The organism is Candidatus Nitrohelix vancouverensis (assembly GCA_015698305.1).
Taxonomy (GTDB): domain Bacteria; phylum Nitrospinota; class Nitrospinia; order Nitrospinales; family VA-1; genus Nitrohelix; species Nitrohelix vancouverensis.
Map to the genome: position 1 here is coordinate 1,126,996 of CP048620.1, position 19,278 is coordinate 1,146,273.

Genomic DNA, 19,278 nt, shown 5'->3' on the forward strand with positions numbered 1-19,278 from the left:
AAAACTATTATCCTTGGTAAATCATTGAGTTAAAGTTCCCTTGCGGGATGTCTTGAAATCGGCGGACTTTCTTTCCAAAGCCCGGCGGGAGGGGCTGAAATTTGACTGAATTCCCGCTCTTTTCGGCGTTGGCGAAGTGATATACTAGAGTAACACTTTTAAGATGAGGCGATGTTTTTTTTATGATTATAGTAATGAAGTCCCATGCAACAGGGGAAGAAATTGATGCGGTAGAGAAACGAATTCAGGAATTGGGTTACACGGCGCATAAAATCGTCGGCGTGGAGCGCACGGTCATCGGCGCCGTCGGCGACGAACGAGGCAAGGACCGTTTGCAGACGATCGAGTCCATGGCGGGCGTGGAGAGCGTTTCTCCAATTCTCAAACCTTACAAGCTGGCCAGTCGCGAGGTTCGACCGGAACCTTCCGAGATCAACTGCGCGGGCCGGATGGTGGGCGGCAAGGCCTTGATGATGATCGCCGGACCGTGTTCGGTGGAATCCACAGAGCAGATTTGTTTGACGGCGCGCTCGGTGCGAGACGCGGGCGCCAATTTCATGCGCGGCGGCGCGTACAAGCCGCGAACCTCTCCCTACAGCTTTCAGGGTTTGGCGGAAGAAGGGTTGAAAATGCTGGCGGAGGCGCGCAAGGATTCCGGTCTGCCCATCGTGACGGAGGTGATGAACCCGCGCGAAGTCGATCTGGTTGCGGAATATGCGGATGTCATGCAGGTGGGCGCGCGCAACGTGCAGAATTTTTCCCTGCTCAAAGAGTTGGGCAAGATCGACAAGCCGATTTTGCTGAAGCGCGGCTTGATGACGACGATCAAGGAGTTTCTGATGTCGGCGGAGTACATTTTGTCGGAAGGCAATTCCCAGATCATTTTATGCGAACGCGGCATCCGGACTTTTGAGACGGCGACGCGCAACACGCTGGACATCAGCTGTATCCCGGTGCTCAAGCAGGAGACGCACCTTCCTGTGATTGTCGATCCGAGCCACGCGACGGGCTACTGGCACCTGGTCGCCTCCATGTCGAAAGCGTCCATCGCCGCTGGGGCGGACGGTTTGATGATTGAAGTGCATCCTGACCCGGCGAATGCGTTTTCGGACGGTCCGCAGTCCCTGAAACCGACAAAATATGCGCAATTGATGAAGGAGTTGAAACCGTTCGCCGAGTTGATGGGCCGAAGCATTGGTTAAGACAAGACGGCTTTGGGTGAATGGCCCGACCAGAAGTCTTGATTGTGGCGGGCAATGGGTTTATTCTTGGGGCGAACACAGGCGTCGTTCGCGGCGCCTTCCCCCTTTAGGCACACTTGCGATATGAACGAATTTTTTCAGTCCAACCGGGCGGAGTGCGACGATTTTCGCAGCGCTCTCGACCGGAAAATTGGATTGCCGGCGTTGTTGAAAAAGCTGGAAGCGACCTGCGGTCGCGATCCCCAGGATTTTTATCTGGGTTTCAAAGACGCGCTTTTCCCCATCGCGGAAGAAGAGTTCAAAGTTCTTCGCGAAGAAATCACTCTCAACGATAACTGTCACTTGTGGGGCTTGAAGCAGTCGGCCCTGGCCGACGTCTTTGTCGACGCCAGTTTCAAAGCCTCCATCTGGTTTCATAACCTTCTGCATGAAGACAAATTGCAGGAGCAGGACATCCCGCTTGCGCTGGTCGCGCAGGGGAGTTACGGTCGGGAGGAGTTGTCGTTTCTTTCTGATGTGGACATTCAGATCGTTTCCCGATATGAAGATCGTAGCGAGTTCCCCGAAGCGATCCAGGACGTGATCCTGCATTTTGAATACCTCTTCGTTTTTCAGGAAGTGTATCCCGCGCCGCGCATCACCAGTTATTCCCACGTTGATATTTCAGAAAAAGACATGGCGCCGGAGGCGATCATCAGCTTCATCCCGATGATGCAGAACCGTTTCATTACGGGCGACCCGCTGATCTATTCCGAATTCATCAGCTCCATCAAGACGGCGTCTTTGCTCAACGAAGATAAAATCGTTGCGCATTGTTCCCAGCAAAAATCATATTACGAATTGCAGAACACGGTGTTCGAGCAGGAACCGAACATCAAGGAGGAAATGCGTCGTTTGTACTGGGCGCTCTGTCTGGTGCGTTTGAGGCGACATCTGAACTCGACCAATCAGTATGAACTGCTCTATGAATTGTACGCCAACGATATTCTCAATCCGGGCGCCTTCAAGAAAATTCAGCGCGCCTTTAATTTCCTTTCAAAAATTCGTTACCTTTTGCATTGCTGTCAAAAAGGATCGCACCGCGACGTGTTGAGCTACGAAGTCCGCGACATCATCGCCGAGGGGATGGGCTTTGAGGTGCGCGCGTTTTTCCAGGAGTATTTTTTCAAGGCGGTCTATCCCCTGAAACGATATAGCCGCAACCTGTTCTGGGAAAGCATGGTGTCGGATTCGTACTGGGTCCAAAGTCTGTCGGATACCTTCGGGGTCAACGCGGAAGGGCAGATCATTTTCAAGACCGTTCCGGAAGAGTTCAAGCCGGAAACGTCATTATGGATTTTCAAGATATTCACCTGGGTGGCGGAGAATAATTTTCATTTGTCCTATCCGGTGACGCGCGCCATCGAAGTGCATCTCGACGAGATGGGGCCGTTATTTCTGGGCGGCGAGCTGTCTCCGGAAATTCAGAGCTGTTTTCAAACGGTCATCACCGCGCCTTATTTTGCGCGGGCCTTGCGTCTGATGCATGAGTTTCGACTTCTCGGCGAATGTTATATCCGCGAGTTCAAAGACATCACCGGCATGTTGCAGGATATTTACGTTCATAAATTCCCGACCGACATGCATATCCTCTCGGCGCTCGACGCCTTGAATAATTTGCAGGTTGCGGACAGTCCGGACCCCTTTCTCGTTGATTTGCTGGATACGGTGCGTTGTCGCACGACGCTGAATCTGAGCGTTCTCCTGCACGATATCGGCAAGGGCGCCAAAATGGAAGGACAGAACGAAGAATTGATCGGAGCCCGCCTGATTCCCGGCATCCTGCAACATCTGGGCTACGGCGACCGCCCGGAAGTGATTCGCAATGTCGCCTTTCTGGTGGAGAAGCATCTCACGATGTGGGACTTGATGTTGCTCGACCCGGAAGACGACGATACTTTTGACATGGTTTGGGACCTGGTCAATCAGGATCCCGAATTGTTGAAGATGCTGGTCCTTCTGACCTATGCGGATCGCGGCGGCACCAAGATCAAAATGTCGAAAACGCAGATCGAGCAGTTGAAATTGTTTTATCAATTCACCCTGCATCATAAAAAGCGCAGTAGCGTTCCCGCCGATATCAAACTCCAGTTTCTGGAGATGGTGCGCTTGCCCACCGATCTGCGTTCGCAAATGGAAATTTACAGCGATTTCATTCAGTCCAGCGAGACTTTTATGGCGGAGATGTTGTTCAAGCCCGAAGAGCCGAGCGAGTTGATCGTGTGCGCCAAGGACAGCCCCAAATTATTGTATGGCATCGCCGCTGTGCTGGCCTTCAATCATCTGGAAATCGTCGAGGCGAGCGTGCAGACCTTGCAGGAAAATGTGTTCGACGTGTTCAAGGTCACGCGCGTCAATGGAGAGTACATCGATCATTCGGATTTTTATTTTATCCAGACCCAGGTGCGGCGGGATTTGCGGCAGATTTTCATCGATCATACGCCCCTGTCGGAAATTTATAAGGGCCGCAGTTTTGTGCAGGACGAGCAATCGCGGATCAAGGAAGTGAAGCTGAAAATCAAGGTGATCGGGCGCGCTGTCAAAATCGCCACGCACGAGGTGTTCGGGAATTTTTTGATGGAGACCAAAGCTTTTGCCGATTCGAACATGGAAATTCAGCGGGCCGTGATGCAACATCATCAGGGAACCGCCGTTAATATTTTCTATGTGCGGGATCAGGACGTTGAGAAAATCCTGTCCAATCAGGAAAGTTTTGCCACATTGATGCGTGGACTCCTTTCGCGGTTGATCGATTCTCCGGCCGCGTTGCTGGAAGAGCCTGCCGAAGTGGTGTGAGGCGCATGCGCGCGATTTCGCGGAACCGGGCCGGGACCGGACGCGCTTTTATTAATTCTTTACACGATGTGATCCCATGACGAATTTCTTTCGATGGTGCACGATCTTTCTGATTCTGCTGGCGACGACCACCGCGCAAGCAGAATCCCTGACCGGGCTTTACAACGAGGCGGAGGTTCTTGAAAAGGACGGCTTCTATTCGGAAGCGGCGGAAGCCTATGAAAAGGTATTGAAGGCGCAGGCGAAGGGCGAAGAGGCGCATCTGGCCCGATTGAAATTATCCAGTTTGTATCTGCGTTTGTTTCGACTTCAGGAAGGCGTTGAAAAAGCCCGCGAGGTGGCCGAACAGGACCCTGAAAACTTCGATGCCTTTTTTCATCTGGCAAATGCTTATGCGGTGATGAAACGTTACCCGGAAGCGGCGGAAGCGTTCGGGAAGACCGCGCAAATTCGACCCGATGAAGGTTTGGGGCTGATGGGACAGGCCCTGGCGATGTTTGCCGACAATAAACTCGACGCGGCGGTAGAGCTGGTCTTAAAGGCCAAGGACTTGTTCAAGAAGAAACGCAATATTCCCTGGCACCGAAACGCGCGAATCATGGTGAACCAGATGAACAATTTTGAAAAATACCCGGACAGTTTTGCTCATCTGTGGCTTGAAAATAACTTTAAATTAATCGCAGAAACCTACCAGAAAGCCATTTTCAATCACTGAGCCCGTTTCTCCTGATTGCTATTGAGCGTGAAATCAAAGTATTTCAAGCCAGCTGGCAAGCTGTTCTGGCCTGTTCTTTCCCGCCTTAACATTAAAGAAAATTAATATAACTTTAATATTCTTTTAATATCGAAACGATACAATGGTCTCATAACTTTTCTCCTCCTTTGTATGGGGAAGCGTCCGGTTACCCTGTCGGGCGCTTCCCCAGTTTTTTTGCCCTGTTCTTACTGGAATCCCAGCTCCCCCAACCGCATCCTATATATATCAGCGCTTTATGTTCTATAGCGCGCATAACTGAAGATTACCTATCAGGAATGGTAATCAAAACGAGTCAGGAGGTTCGCATGTCCAGTCATTTTCTGATGTGTTCTCCGCAGTTTTTCGACGTGAAGTATTCGATCAATCCCTGGATGGAAAATCAGATCGGTCGCGTGGATGTGTCCAGCGCGATGCGGCAGTGGAATGATTTTTACAAGGCGCTCAGCCGCGTGGCGGAAGTCAGTCTGATTGCTCCTCAACCCGGGGTTCCCGACATGGTGTTCACCGCCAACGCCGGGTTCTGCTTCGACGGTTCGATCGTGCTCAGCCGTTTTTGCAAGCCGGAGCGCCAGAAAGAAGAAGGATTTTTTAAAGAATGGTTTCAGACCCAGGGTTTCCCTGTGATTGATATGGGCGATGCAGATTGTTTTGAAGGCGCGGGCGACGTGCTGGCGCAACCGGATGGAAAACGTGTCTGGGCGGGCTATGGGTTCCGAACCTCGCTTCGCGCCCAGGAGTCTTTGGCGGCGACCTTGAAAAGACCGCTGGTCTTCTTGAAATTAAACGACCCGAGGTTTTACCATCTGGACACCTGTTTTTGTCCCCTTCCCGACGGCTACGCGATGTATTACCCGCAGGCCTTTGATGCGGACTCCCTGCGACGGATTGAAGAATATCTTCCGTTGGAACGTCGCATCATCGTTTCGGATGAGGATGCCTTGCAATTTGCCTGCAACGCGGTTTCCGTGGGTCGTTTCATTTTCATGAACCAATGTTCGGCGACTTTGGAAAAACGGCTGGGAAGCGCGGGTTTTAAAGTTATCCGCCAACCGGTGCCGGATTTCTTGAAGGCCGGAGGCGCGAACAAGTGCTTAACATTGGATACGAGTGTGAGGCTTTACGGCAAGGAAACGAAGGACCGGGCGGCTTGAATCGCCCGGTTTTCGTTTCATATTTGCTGAATTTAGGTTACACTTTCCCCATACCATGTTCGGCGCGGAGCGGGAGATTCGCATCGCGATTCAGAGAAAATGGACGGAAATGAATTTTAAATCGTTGTCGGTTAAATCCAGCGCCCTTGCCATCGCCTTTTCGGCATGTCTTGCTTTGGCTGGGACGGCTTTTGCGCAAACGAGCGAGATTGAATTGAACGACGGAAGCGTCATTCAAGGCAAGGTTGTGTCGTTTGCCAATGGCGTTTACAAGATTCAGACCAACAGCATGGGCGTGGTCTCCATTCCCGAAGCAAAAATAAATTCCATTCACAAACGCGGAGCGTCCCGATCAGGATCGGCGCCTGCCGTATCCTCCTCCGGCAACGTACAACAGCAGATCGAAAGCATGAAGTCGCAGATGATGAGCGATCCGAAAACTCTGGAACGGATTCAGAGTTTGCAAAATAATCCGGCCGTTCAACGCATTTTGAAGGACCCTAACCTGATGAAAGCAATCCAGCAGGGCGATCTCAATCAGTTGGGGCAAAACAGCGATATTCAATCACTCATGAACGATCAGAAAGTAAGGGAGATCTTTGAGACAAATCGATAAAGAAACGGCTCCGGCTCGAACGTTTATTATTTGGGAACAGGAGGTCCGGCTTGGGTAAGAAATCCTCCAACAATATGGTCTGGATGGATCTGGAAATGACAGGGCTGGACGTCGAGAAAGAAGTCATCATTGAAATCGCAACGATCATCACCGATAGCGAATTGAATGTGCTGGCCAAGGCGCCGTGCATGGCGATCCACCAGCCGGATGAGATTCTGGAGCGCATGGACGAATGGAACACTCGCCACCACAATGCGTCGGGACTGGTTCAACGAGTCCGACAATCCCATATCACAGTCGAAGAGGCGGAACGGCAGACCTTGAGAGTCATCAAGGAATTCTGCCCTCCCAACGCCGTGCCCCTGTGCGGCAATTCGGTGTCGCAGGATCGTAAATTTCTTGAAAAATACATGAAAGAATTATACGCTCATCTGCATTATCGAAGCATCGACGTCACGTCGATCAAGGAAGTGATTCGCCGCTGGTATCCTGAAGGTCCGCAGTTCCCAAAGAAAAGCAACGCTCATATGGCGAGCGTGGATATTCAGGAATCTCTGGATGAATTGATTTTTTATCGTAAACATTATTTTTCCGACGAAGTGATGAACGCTGTCAACGTCGGTCGAGATCATTCAAGTTCATGAACAAAGGCGCCTTGATTACCATTGGTTTTCTTCTTCTCGTTAGCGGTCTGTCGTTTTCGCTGATCTGGGGAGGCAGTAAGTACGAATGCGAAATTTGTATGGAATACAAAGGTCTGGAAGAATGCCAGATGGTGGAGGGCATGAGTAAGGAAGACACCGTCATGATAGGCATGAGTACGGCCTGCGGCGGTCTGGCCAACGGCATGACGGAAACCATCGACTGCCAGGCCTATCCCCCCACTAAAAAAATCTGCAGGGATTTATAAGAAATTGCGGCGTAACAACACCTGCCTATAGCGTCCCTTTGAAGCGCTCATTAAAAAAATATGCCGCGATCTGTAAACTTTTCTAAGAGCAGTTCCCGCCCGTTTTGTAGGCTGAAACGAAGCGCTCATTAGAAAAATCTGTCGCGGTTTCTAAACTATTCTAAGAGCAGTTCCCGCCCGTTTTGCAGGCCGAAACGAAGCGCTCATTAGAAAAATCTTCTGCGATTTATAGGATTTGCGACGAGCATTTCCTACCCGATTCATAGAATCGGGTCGAAACATTCTTTGAAAAAACCCGCCAGCTTCCGACTATTTCTAGTACATGTAGGAGACGTATTCGCCGTAACCGTTGTAGAGTTGCGTCGCGTAGATGTCGTTGGTGCCGATCATCTTCTCGCGTTTTTGCGACCAGCGCGGGTGCGGGATCGAAGGGTTGACGTTCGCTTCGAAGTCGTATTCATTCGGAATCAGCGTGTTCCAGAAGGTGGCCGGTTTGGTCTCTGTGAATTCAATACGGACGATGGATTTGATTCCCTTGAAACCGTATTTCCACGGCGCAACAAGTCGAATCGGCGCGCCATGCTGAGGCGGTTGCAAGCGACCGTAAATGCCAGTCGCCAGGAAGGTCAGCTCATTATTCGCTTCCTGAAGGGTCAAGGCTTCCGTGTAGGGCCAGGGTTGCGGCGTTACCGGGTTCTGGCCCGGGGCAATTTCAGGATCGAGAAAACTGGTGAATTTGACGTATTTGGCTTTGGAGCTGGGTTCGACTTTTTTAATCAGAGCTTCCATCGGGAAGCCGCTCCAGGGCGCGACCATCGCCCAGGTCTCGACGCAACGATGCCGATAGACGCGTTCTTCAAGTGGCATCAGTTTGATCAATTCATCCACATCCATTTTTAAAGGATGGGCGACCAGGCCGTCTATGGTGATTTGCCAGGGGCGGGTCTTGAACTCGTTGACCTCTTTCCAGACCTTGTCTTTTACCGAAGTGAACTCGTAAAAATTATTATATTTCTGGGCGACGGTTTCGTAGGTGATGGGGCGATTGACCTGGTATTCCAGGTTGCGCTCTAATCCTTTGATGGAAGGCAAGCGCAGTTGTTGCGAATCTTTTGAGTCAAAGAAGCCCAGCAGATTCTCCGCCGCCGATACAGACGAAGGCATGAGAGCGCCGGCAATTCCGCCAGCGGCAAGGCCCATCAATTGAAGAAACTCTCTTCGATTCTGGTAAACATGTTCGGGCGTGATGTCCCGCTCGGGTGAGTTCCAGCCTTTTGGCAATATGAGATGGCTCATAGGCTTGCGTCCTTAAAAGGAAAATCGTTTTTTTCTACATCATTCACTCATACCGGTATTGAAAACGCCGCCGTCGCGCCCTAAGTCTCCAACGCAGTCAGAGAAAGAAAATTTTGCTATAATGGTTTCTATGAAAACCAGATACGTCCCATGCCTGTCACTTATAATCGCATACTTTACAATTTTTGCCAGTCCCGTTTTGGGCGACGAAATCGTAAAGCGTCATTTTAAACCATCGCGCATGGTCAGCGCAGAAATTTCGAAAAATGAATTGAAACAGATTTACATGGCAGGCAACCATGCGCGTACCTTTCATTGCGGTTGTCTGTTCGATAAACTCAAGCAAACGTCGACAAAAGCCTGCCTGAGACAGGACCCAGCCAATCAGCCGAAAGCAACCAGTCAGTTTATGGACTGGATGCTGGCAATGCCCTCGGCGACCTTTGGCGAGTCATTATCCTGTTGGAAACAAGACAGTTGCGCCAACGGCTCTGGGGATTCTGACAGTCGAACCCGCTGTTGTTCGCGCAAGTCGCCCCGGTTCAAGCGGATGCAGTCGGACATGCATAATTTATTTCCCTCGATCAAAACGACGCTTGAGAAAAATGCTCTTCAGGAGGATTTGCCTTTTGGCGGCATGGAAGAATACAAATTTTGCAAAGTGGACGGCAAGCCCGGGTTGCTCCCGCATCCCAAGGTTCAAGGCGATCTGGCCCGCTCCTGGTTTTACATGTCTTTCCTTTATAAAGTTGATTTGTCGCCGCAATTGGAGGATCAGTTGCGAAGCTGGCATTTTCAAGACCCGCCCGACCCCTGGGAGGAGAAACGCAACGGCATGATCGAACTGGTGCAGGGCAACCGCAACCCTTTCATAGACCACCCTGAGCTGGTAGAACGCGTCCCGGATTTTTAAGCGAGCTTTTTTCATAGCAGACGGCACGGTTCGTTTCTTGGAAGACCATCCCGAACTGGTGGAACGCGTCCCGGATTTTTGAACGGGTTTATCAGGATTCGTCTTTGTCAGATGCGCTTGCATGTGATTGCTCCCTCCCTCCCCTCCCTCCCATTTTCCAAACAATTTCAGACGCTTGATAGTTCAGGAAAATTTTCAGACAGTGAGAAATGAAAGTTTTCGGGAATATATACGGAAAATGAATATCTATGTAGCGTACAGGATCATTGCATTTCCCTGGCGTAGAGCGCAAGTAGGCCCTGAGCGAGATTTTCGCGAGCGCAAGGGCTTGTTGTGCAAAGCAATCATTTTTCAATGAGAGGTTTCCATGCAATACGTAACACCGAAAAACGATACGCAAACCCGTTCCACGATCACTATAAACGGTTGGCTATTCGGCCTGGCGGGGGTAATGAGCGCAGGAATGATTCTCATGCTGTTGATGCCAGCGCTCAGCTTAAGCATTGCGGCCCTGTTCGTCATAGCGGGTTTCGTCATGGCTTCGACAATTGGCGGCCGATTGACGAATCGGTTGAATCGCCTGATCGATCGAATCGAAGCGACTGCGAACGGAGATTTCAGTCAAGTATTGCATGATGCGCGAAACGATGGCCTCGACCGCGCGCATCATGCTCTGAATCAGGTGGACGGAACGCTCTCGATATTGTGCGCCTTTGTTGAGGGGTTGGGTAACGGAGGCCTGCCCAGCGTTGAGACGGTGAAAGGTTTGCAGAGCCCGCTGGGAGGCAAGATACTGCGATCCAAACAAACGCTGGATCAGATGTCGCTTCAGATGGAAGCGCTGGTCGAAGCGGATCTCGACAACCCCGTACTGAATGAGCCCGCGGGAGGCGCCCTGGGCGCGCGTTGTTATCAGTTATCGCAGAATCTCAAATCGGTGGGGATAGCGCAAAATGGAACGAAGGGCTTGCAGGCTGAGCGCCGGAAAAGTTGGGTGGATCTTGTCAATACAGAAGAGATAGAACGACTGAGAGAAAACAACATTCTGCTCAAATCAATCATTGAGCAAATGCCGTTCAATGTGATGTATGCAGATCGTGAATTCAATCTGGTCTACATGAATCCTGCGTCGATGGATACCTTGAGAACCTTTGAAAACCTTCTGCCAGACAAGGTCGAGAATCTGATAGGGCAATCCATCGATATTTTTCACAAGAACGCAGAGCGCAATAGAAAAATATTGTCCGACCCGCGCAACCTGCCGCACACGGCGGAGATTCAATTGGGCAGGGAGGCCTTGGCGCTGAACATATATCCCCTTTATGGAGAAGGCGGGCAGTATCTGGGGCCGATGGTGACCTGGGATAAGATCACTGAAAAAATGAAAATGGAGGCGGCGCAACGTAAAGCGGAAGAAGAGAAAAGAGAGGTGGTCATGCAGGTGACCTCGATCGTCCGGTCGCTGGGCCTGTCTTCGGACGAACTTTCCACTGTCAGCCAGAACCTGAGCGTGGATGCTTCTGTTACGGCAAAACTGTCCGGGGAAGTTTCGGGTCGGGCGCAAGAGGTTAGCGCGAATATTCAATCAGTGGCCGCGGGAGCCGAGGAAATGACCGCCAGCATCAAGGAAATCGCATTGAGCACAGAGAAAGCGACCAAGGTCACGGAGCAGGCCGTGCAAGAGGCTAAAAAGACCAGCCGCTCGATCAGCGAACTTGGCGACAGTAGCGCTGAAATTGGCGAAGTCATCAAAGTCATCAATTCCATCGCAGACCAAACGAATTTGCTGGCTTTGAACGCGACCATAGAAGCGGCGCGGGCGACGGAGGATATTCGGAAACGAGTGGAAGCGATCCAGTGCGACTCACAACAGGCGGTCTCTTCCGTATCGGGCATAGTGTCTATAGTGGAAGAAATCAACGACATCTCTAATACGATTGCCAGCGCCATAGAGGAACAGACGGCGACCACGAATGAAATGGGTCGCAATATTCAAGAAGCGGCGCAGGGGAGTTTGCAAATTGCGGACAATACACAGAAAGTGGCGCAGTCTGCAAATGCAACCAACGCCGGCGCGCAGGACACCGAATCGGCTTCCCGGCAACTGTCAACCATGTCTTCGCAATTGCAGGACATGGTTGTCGGCTTTGGCGTGGACGATTTCATATTGTGGGACGACAAGTACAAGGTCGGCGTTGAAGTGGTGGACAGTCAGCATAAGCAATTGTTCGACTTGATCAATGAACTCTACAAAGCCTTCAATGAAGGCCATGCGCAGGAACGGATAACGAAGGTTATGGATGGGCTGGTCAAATACACGGGTTACCATTTTCGCGAGGAGGAAGCCCTGATGGAACAAGCGGGCTACCCGGATCTGGAAGCTCACAAGGAGAAGCATCGTAAGCTGGTCGCGCAAGTCATGAATTATCAGCGTCAGTTAAATGAAGGAGAGTTGGACGACGGAGCCTTGCTGAAATTTCTCAAGGAATGGCTGTCCAATCACATCATGGGAGTGGACAAGTTTTACGTGTCGCACATGCATCGCCACGGAATTCGTTGATTGGCGGTCATGAGCATGCGCCCTGGTCGGCGCCATGCGCTATTCTGCGCGCACCGCTTCTTTCGGGTTCAGGCGCGAGGCCAGCCGGGCCGGGAACAGACCGGAGCCGAGCGACACGATCCAGAAGAACAGGGTGATGGCGATCATGAAGGCAAAGGGGAAATGCACCTGAATGGTCCATCCAAAGGATTGCTTGTTGATCACATAAATGAGGATGTAGGAAACCACGACGCCTGCGCAGATTCCCAGTATGGAGCCGACCAGGCCCAGCAGTCCCGCTTCGATCAGTATCAATCGTCGCACCTGATGTTTGAAGGCCCCGATCATGCGTAAAATTCCAATCTCGCGCTTTCGTTCGATCACCAGAGAAATGAGGGTATTGAACAGTCCCAGCGCGGCGACAAAAACCGCGATCACCTCCAGCGAATAGGTGATGGCAAAGGTCTTGTCGAAAATATCGATCACGTCCTTGCGCAGTTCTTCATTCGAGCGAATGGTCAATTGCCGGTCGTCAAAAATTTCAAGTATGCGTTGTCGAACCGGAAGCAGAAATTTTTTATCTTCCAGATAAACGACGAAGCTGTTGATGTCCGGGTCCTGATAGTATTTTAAAAAACTCTGGCGGTCGATGATCACATAGCCGCGCTCGCGCGAATAGTCGAAATAAATCGCGACGATCTCAAGCTCCAGCGGTCCTCCCGGCGTATTCAGGCTCAGACGATCCGGCGGCCCGACATTGTGCTTGAGCGCAAAGGCCTCCGACACGATGGCGCGGTCCTGACCGACCATCAGCGTCGCCAGTTCGCTGGCGGGAGGCCCTTCCTTGATGACCAGATTGCCATAACGCGAAAGCGCGTTGAAATCGCCGGAGCCAAGCACGGCGGGTTGATCTTCGTAACTGATGTCGATGGCGCGAAAAAAATCCGCCTGCGCGACGCCGGGGATATCGCGAATGCTCTGAGCCATGTTCGCGGACAGGGTTTGCTTGTAGTCGATATCGCGTCCGCCCGCGGGCTTGACGAACAGATCAGCGCGCAGGGTCTGTTCGAGCCAGACGATCACCGTTTCACGAAAACTGTGAACCATGATGGACATGCTGATAACCATCATGAAGGCGATGGCAAGCGAGGAGATGGCCAGGGCGTTGCGCCCGACGTTTTGGGATAAATTCATGCAGGCCAGCAGGCCTTCGCCGCCAAAGCATTTTTTGCAAAGGCCGCTCAGAGCGTCGCGTGTCGTCAGCAGAGCGATGGGAGCGATCAGGGACAGGCCGAGGATGATGAGAAAAACGGCGAAGAATCCGAAATAAGGGAAGCCGCCAATGGGCGGCGCCAGCGAACAGACCAGAGCCAGAACCAGAGCCGCAACGGCGGCAAGGTTCAGGCGCCGATTGCCGCGAAAAATTTTAAGATCGTAACTGCCGCGTCGCATCACCAGCGTGGGCGGGGTGGACGCCGCGTCCCAGGCGGGGATGATGGCTGATCCCGCAGACAGAACGACGCCGAGAATGAAATGGAAAATGGATTGATCCCATTGGAATTCCACCTGGTTGGCGTAGCTTGGCGCATACAAATTGTTGACGGTGATGGAGACGGCTCCGAGCGCGAATTGAGCGAGGTAATGACCGAGCCAGACGCCGATGGCGGAGCCGACAACGCCGATGATGGCGGCTTCAAGTATGAAAATGGCGGCGGGCAATATCGGCGACGCGCCGAGGGCGCGCAGGGTTCCGATTTCCCCGCGACGGCGCACAACCGACAGCGCGATCATGTTGTAGATGAGATAGAGCGCGACCAGTAAGGCGACAAAGCTCAGCGCGGTCAGGTTGTATTGAAAGGCGCGCAACATTTTGCCGACCTGCTGGGTCTTGCGTTCGGGGCGGTCGACGCGAAAATAGTCGGGAAGAACGGCGCTGATTTTTTCCTTCATGGAATCGAAATCATCGTCGCCAAGAAACTCGATGTCGATGCGGTCGAGCTTGCCGATGCGGTCGAAGGTCAGTTGCGCCGCGGCGATGTCCATGAGCGCGAAGTTGCCGTTCAATGCGCGGGCCACTCCCCGGTTCTCCAGAACGGCGTTGACGTTCAGCGTCTTGCTCTGGCTGTGAATAAAAAACTCAACCGCGTCGCCGGGTTTGAAATCCGAGCCGGGGATGAATTTTCCCGGCAAAATGATTCCTTTGGGATCCATGATTAAGGGGAGCAATCCCTTGAGACCCGGCGTTTCGCGCTTCAATGTGAAATCGCGAATACCGCTGTCCTGCAGGAGATCGACGCCGAGGATTTCAACCGTTTCGCCGGATTGTTTTTCGACGCCATAACCTTCGATGACCGGATAGGCGCGGATCGAATCGCGCAAGGGCGCCAGCTTTTGCAAGACCGTTTCGTCAAAGGCCACGCCGTCGAAATGGATCACCGCGTCGGAACGACCCAGAGCGATGTCGACGCTCTCTTCAAAAGAAGACAGGGTCTGCTGGTTCGCCAGCTGAATGCTGAGGAACACGGCGACGCCAACGGCGACGCCGGACACCGTCATCAACAGGCGAAAGGGCTCCGCGCGCATGGGGCGAAGCACCAGACAGATGAACAGGTCTTTAAATCGAGTCCAGGAATCCATATTAAAAACTATCCTTCATGGAGCAATCGCGGATTCTCTGACCAGCGAGCAGATTTTTAAAGCGGGTCCAGGAATCCACGTTAATTATTTTCTTTCAGGACGCCGTCCCGGATTTCAAAACTGCGGTTTCCGTAGGGTGTCATTTGCGGGTTGTGCGTGGCGAGGATGACGGTGGCGCCGTAATCCGAAGAAGCGCGTTTCATGAGTTCCATGATGCGTTCGCCGTTTTCAGAGTCGAGATTGCCCGTCGGTTCGTCCGCCAGCAGGATCGAAGGTTGCGCCACGAGCGCGCGGGCGATGGCGACCCTCTGCATCTGCCCGCCGGAAAGTTCGGCGGGAAAAGAGCGCGCGCGGTCTTTCAGGCCGACATAGTCGAGCAATTCGGCAATACGTTGTTGACCGCCGCTGGCGGTGTGCGAGAGCAGGAGCGGCAGTTCGATGTTCTCCCAGAGCGTCAGCGTCGGGAGCAGATTGAAGAATTGGAAAACGAAACCAATTTCATTGCGGCGCAGTTCCGTCAGTCGGGAATCGTTCAATTGCGATAAGGACGCGCCGTTGACGATGATCTCCCCGCGGTCCGGTCGGTCGAGTCCGCCCAGGCAATTCAGCAGAGTGGTTTTGCCGCCGCCGCTGGGGCCCATGACCACGGCAAAATCTTTTCGCCGCAGATGCAGGTTGACCGCGCTCAGGGCGACGACATTCTGTTCTCCAGCAGAATAGGATTTGGAGACTCCGTTCAATTCAATAATAACGTCGCTTGTCATGGCGCTCTCGTGAAAGCGTCGCCGCCATTCAATCGGAGAACGGAGGCGACGGCGAATAATGTATTCTTGCAAACAAACAATCATTATAGTATGCAGATGTATCTGCGTTAACACAAGAATGAGGAATCGATGGGTATTTCTAAAAAAGTTGGGGGCATGCTGGAGCAGGCCTCCTGGATTCGTAAAATGTTTGAAGAAGGCGCCCGGCTCAAAAAAGAGTTTGGCGAACAGAACGTGTTTGACCTGTCGCTGGGCAACCCGGTTCTGGAGCCGCCGAAGAAAATGCGCAAGGCGATCATTCTAGCGGCAGAGGATGAAACCCCGGGCCAGCATCGTTACATGCCAAACGCGGGGCTGGTGGAAGTGCGCGAAGCGGTCGCGCGCGTCAATGCGCCGGAATGCGGCGTGCAATTGAATCTGGACGACGTGGTGATGACCTGCGGCGCGGCGGGCGGATTGAACGTGGTTCTCAAGTCCCTGCTCGATCCCGGAGACGAGGTGATTATTTTCGCTCCGTATTTTGTCGAGTATCTTTTTTACGCCGACAATCACGGCGGCAAGGCCGTAGCCGTTCCTACGCACGACGATTTCACGCTCGATCTGGACGCGCTGGCGAAGGCGATCACGCCTCAAACCAAAGCCGTGCTCATCAATTCGCCGAACAACCCGACCGGCGTTGTGTATTCAAAAGAATCGATCAAGGCGTTGAGCGCCGTGCTGAAAGAGCAGGCCGCCAAATTTGGGACTTCAATCTATTTGATCTCGGACGACCCCTATAAAAAAATTATTTTTGGAGACGTCGAGACGCCGCATATTTTCAAGTATTACGACAACTCGATTTATGTGACCTCGCATTCCAAAGACCTGGCGCTGGCGGGAGAACGCATCGGCTACGCGCTCGTGCATCCGAAAGCCGACGAGGCGAAAAAACTGGTGGCGGCGATGATTTTCTGCACCCGCGTATTGGGCTTCGTCAACGCGCCGGCCTTGATTCAGCGCGCGCTGGTGGGTTCCCTCAATGAAAGCGTGGATGCGTCCATCTATGAGAAAAAACGCGACATGCTCTATAAAGCCTTGTGCGACATTGGCTACGAGGTGGTGAAGCCGGGCGGCGCCTTCTATTTTTTCCCGAAATCTCCGATTGAAGACGAAGTGCAATTCTGCCGAATGCTGGCGGAAGAAAAAACGCTGGCGGTGCCGGGTCGCGGTTTTGGTTCGCCAGGATATTTCCGCCTCTCCTACTGCCTGCCGGATCTGACGCTTGAAGGCGCCGTGCATGGATTGCGCGCGGCGTTTGAAAAGGCGACTCAGCAGGCGTCGTAGTCGACGAAGGCGGTTTGCGTGAGAAGCACCGACTGGCAGGTCAGGACATGATTGCGTTTGAAATCGGTATCGTGCATCGCGTCGAATTTATCCATTTCCACTTTCCCTTCGAGCAGGCGGCCCATGCAGGTGCCGCAGACGCCGTCCACGCAGGAGGCGGGCGGTTCCAGCCCGGCGCGCATGACGGCGTTTAATATCGTTTGGCCCTCGGCGCAGGGTATTGTATGCTCCTTGCGGTTCAGGCGAATGGTGACGGATTCCGGCGTTTGATTTTCTTCGGAATCCGAATGTCCGATTTTGATTCCCATTATCGCGTTCCTTTTCAAATTTAAAGCGCGCGCCCTGAGCGAATACCGGGGCCGTAAAGCGCAACGCGGCTAAAAGTTTTGTTGGTCTGATACCTTTTTGCTAAAATAGAATCTAAATACTAGTACAGCCAAAATATAAATACAAAAAATATAAAAAGGGTTCCTCCTATGGGTTTGACTCAGGATCAAATAGGCCGTTACAGTCGCCACCTGCTTTTGCCGGAGGTTGGGGTTGAGGGTCAGGAAAAAATATGTAATTCCAAAGTGTTGTGCATCGGCACCGGCGGACTCGGCGCGCCAGTGGCGTTTTATCTGGCCGCGGCCGGCGTGGGCAAGCTGGGCTTGATCGATTTCGACGTGGTGGATCTCAGCAACCTGCAACGCCAGATCATTCACGGCGAAAAAGAAGTCGGAACGCTGAAGGTGGATTCGGCCCGGCAGTCCCTGAGCAATCTCAATTCCAGCATCGAGATCAAAACCTACAACACGCGCCTGACCTCTGAAAATGCGATGGAAATTTTCAAGGACTACGACATCGTCATCGACGGCACCGACAATTTCCCGACGCGCTATCTGGCCAACGACGCCTGCGTTCTGCTTGGAATCCCTTATATTTACGGATGTATTCTGCGGTTTGAAGGACAGGCTTCGGTGTTCGACTCCAAAAAGGGACCGTGCTACCGATGCTTGTATCCCGAACCTCCGCCTCCAGGTCTGGTTCCCAGTTGCGCAGAAGGCGGCGTGCTGGGCGTATTGCCGGGTCTGGTCGGTATGATTCAGGCGACGGAAACCCTGAAGATCATTCTGGAGAAGGGCGATGTCTTGATCGGTCGCCTGCTGTTGTGCGACGCGTTGGGCATGAAATTCCGCGAAATGAAATTGCGCAAGGACAAGGACTGCCCGATTTGCGGCGATAATCCAACGATCAAGGAACTGATCGACTACGAACAGTTCTGCGGCATCCCGCAGGCTCAGGAAGCCAGCGCGGAAGACGCGGCGATGGAAGTCGACGTGCAGGTGGTTCAGGACAAGCTGGCTTTGAAGCACAATTTCAAGCTCATTGACGTGCGCGAACCTTCCGAATACGAAATCTGCAAGATCGATGGAGCCAGTCTCATTCCTTTGGGAGTGTTTCAGGACAAGCAGATGGACAAACTGAACGGTTTGCAAAAGCAGGATGAAATCATCCTCCACTGCAAGGCCGGTGTGCGTAGCATGAAAGCGGCGAAAGCTTTGGTTGAGATGGGATTCGAAAACGTGAAGAGCATGCGCGGCGGTATCGACGAGTGGGCGGAACGCATCGACACTTCGTTGACGCGATATTGAGTTGCAGTAAAAGCGTACTGTCTTGACTTTCGTCGAGTCGACGTCTATTTTGGATAGGTAAGCTAACAGTTTTGATTTATACACAGCCCATTTGAAAACGATTGAAAGGGGGATCTTGTGAGCCATTCCCATGAGTCCGAACCTAATTTTGAAAAATTATCGAAGGCGATTACCGAAGCGGTGGTGTCTTCTGAAAAAGTCAAGCGGGTGATGGCTGAACTTCAGAAGAAAGAGGATATCTGTCCGCAAAGTTTCATGGTACTCGTGCTGAAAATGCAGGTTTTGGCGGACGCTCTGACCGTGGACGTGGAAGGTGAGGAAGAGGAAAGAGAGATCAAAGCCCCTAAGAAGAAAAAAGCGACAGAAAGGTCTCAGTACATCGATGGTCGCAAACTTTCAAAGAACGAGCTTAAGTTCCAGGAATACAGAAACAAGGATTTCGACAGCGACGAATGGCTTAAAAACAACGGACTCAGTTTTTAAGACTGAGACCGTCCGGGCGAGGGTCGGATTGCTTTCGGGGGTCGGCGTTATGTCGACCGCAACCGATGAAGCGTCTGACCGGCGCCAAAGGCCGGCGCAGAATCTGAATCTGCGCGGTCACAAGACCTCGGCGATCCTTGTCGTAAGGCCTGCCTTCCTCCGGCATGTAAAGTTTTTCCCCGTAGCCTGCAAAATTACTTCTCCCGATCATTTTCTTT

17 protein-coding genes are annotated in these 19,278 nt (G+C 52.3%); 12 read left to right on the top strand and 5 right to left on the bottom strand.

Annotated elements, in window-relative coordinates; all coding sequences use genetic code 11:
- The first annotated feature begins 182 nt into the window (after positions 1–182).
- The 7 genes from aroF (at position 183) to G3M78_05410 (ending at position 7,471) form a co-directional block, all read left to right on the top strand.
- On the top strand, positions 183–1,202 hold the full coding sequence (gene aroF, locus G3M78_05380; GenBank protein QPJ64846.1) for a 3-deoxy-7-phosphoheptulonate synthase: 1,020 nt from the start codon (positions 183–185) through the stop codon (positions 1,200–1,202).
- 123 nt (positions 1,203–1,325) lie between these two features.
- A complete protein-coding gene (locus G3M78_05385; protein ID QPJ64847.1) occupies positions 1,326–4,037 on the top strand; it encodes a hypothetical protein in 2,712 nt (903 codons plus the stop codon).
- Positions 4,038–4,113: 76 nt separating this feature from the next.
- Positions 4,114–4,752 carry a tetratricopeptide repeat protein gene (locus G3M78_05390; GenBank protein QPJ64848.1) on the top strand — a complete coding sequence of 213 codons (639 nt, stop codon included), beginning with the start codon at positions 4,114–4,116 and terminating at the stop codon, positions 4,750–4,752.
- Positions 4,753–5,099: 347 nt separating this feature from the next.
- Positions 5,100–5,945, top strand: coding sequence for a hypothetical protein (locus G3M78_05395; protein ID QPJ64849.1), 846 nt, complete (start codon positions 5,100–5,102; stop codon positions 5,943–5,945).
- A gap of 55 nt (positions 5,946–6,000) precedes the next feature.
- Entirely contained in the window at positions 6,001–6,561 is a 561-nt protein-coding gene (locus tag G3M78_05400) for a hypothetical protein (protein QPJ64850.1), read from the top strand.
- Between the two features lie 50 nt (positions 6,562–6,611).
- Positions 6,612–7,205 (top strand): oligoribonuclease, encoded by a 594-nt coding sequence (gene orn / locus G3M78_05405; GenBank protein ID QPJ64851.1) that lies wholly within the window; start codon positions 6,612–6,614, stop codon positions 7,203–7,205.
- Positions 7,202–7,471, top strand: coding sequence for a hypothetical protein (locus tag G3M78_05410; GenBank protein ID QPJ64852.1), 270 nt, complete (start codon positions 7,202–7,204; stop codon positions 7,469–7,471). Before orn ends, G3M78_05410 begins: the two co-directional genes overlap by 4 nt.
- Before the next feature lie 315 nt (positions 7,472–7,786).
- Here the strand turns inward: G3M78_05410 and msrP are convergent, their stop codons facing one another.
- On the bottom strand, positions 7,787–8,767 hold the full coding sequence (gene msrP, locus G3M78_05415; GenBank protein ID QPJ64853.1) for a protein-methionine-sulfoxide reductase catalytic subunit MsrP: 981 nt from the start codon (positions 8,765–8,767) through the stop codon (positions 7,787–7,789).
- 241 nt (positions 8,768–9,008) lie between these two features.
- Between msrP and G3M78_05420 the strand changes: the two genes are divergently transcribed.
- Entirely contained in the window at positions 9,009–9,680 is a 672-nt protein-coding gene (locus G3M78_05420) for a hypothetical protein (GenBank protein ID QPJ64854.1), read from the top strand.
- A 367-nt stretch (positions 9,681–10,047) separates the two neighbouring features.
- Positions 10,048–12,240, top strand: a complete 2,193-nt coding sequence (locus G3M78_05425) for a bacteriohemerythrin (protein QPJ64855.1) — start codon at positions 10,048–10,050, stop codon at positions 12,238–12,240.
- A 39-nt stretch (positions 12,241–12,279) separates the two neighbouring features.
- Here G3M78_05425 and G3M78_05430 read toward each other — a convergent pair whose 3' ends face one another.
- Both G3M78_05430 and G3M78_05435 read right to left on the bottom strand, forming a co-directional pair.
- Positions 12,280–14,856 carry an ABC transporter permease gene (locus G3M78_05430; GenBank protein QPJ64856.1) on the bottom strand — a complete coding sequence of 859 codons (2,577 nt, stop codon included), beginning with the start codon at positions 14,854–14,856 and terminating at the stop codon, positions 12,280–12,282.
- An 80-nt stretch (positions 14,857–14,936) separates the two neighbouring features.
- Positions 14,937–15,620 (bottom strand): ABC transporter ATP-binding protein, encoded by a 684-nt coding sequence (locus G3M78_05435; GenBank protein QPJ64857.1) that lies wholly within the window; start codon positions 15,618–15,620, stop codon positions 14,937–14,939.
- Between the two features lie 129 nt (positions 15,621–15,749).
- On the opposite strand from G3M78_05435, the gene G3M78_05440 reads away from it, so the two are divergent.
- Entirely contained in the window at positions 15,750–16,943 is a 1,194-nt protein-coding gene (locus G3M78_05440) for a pyridoxal phosphate-dependent aminotransferase (GenBank protein ID QPJ64858.1), read from the top strand.
- On the opposite strand, the gene G3M78_05445 is transcribed toward G3M78_05440, so the two are convergent.
- On the bottom strand, positions 16,928–17,251 hold the full coding sequence (locus G3M78_05445; GenBank protein ID QPJ64859.1) for a 2Fe-2S iron-sulfur cluster binding domain-containing protein: 324 nt from the start codon (positions 17,249–17,251) through the stop codon (positions 16,928–16,930). The genes G3M78_05440 and G3M78_05445 overlap by 16 nt on opposite strands.
- A gap of 168 nt (positions 17,252–17,419) precedes the next feature.
- On the opposite strand from G3M78_05445, the gene moeB reads away from it, so the two are divergent.
- Positions 17,420–18,577 carry a molybdopterin-synthase adenylyltransferase MoeB gene (moeB, locus tag G3M78_05450; GenBank protein ID QPJ64860.1) on the top strand — a complete coding sequence of 386 codons (1,158 nt, stop codon included), beginning with the start codon at positions 17,420–17,422 and terminating at the stop codon, positions 18,575–18,577.
- A 117-nt stretch (positions 18,578–18,694) separates the two neighbouring features.
- A complete protein-coding gene (locus G3M78_05455; GenBank protein QPJ64861.1) occupies positions 18,695–19,060 on the top strand; it encodes a hypothetical protein in 366 nt (121 codons plus the stop codon).
- On the opposite strand, the gene G3M78_05460 is transcribed toward G3M78_05455, so the two are convergent.
- A complete protein-coding gene (locus G3M78_05460) occupies positions 19,050–19,271 on the bottom strand; it encodes a hypothetical protein (protein ID QPJ64862.1) in 222 nt (73 codons plus the stop codon). The two genes, G3M78_05455 and G3M78_05460, sit on opposite strands and share 11 nt — an antisense overlap.
- Between the last annotated feature and the right edge of the window lie 7 nt (positions 19,272–19,278).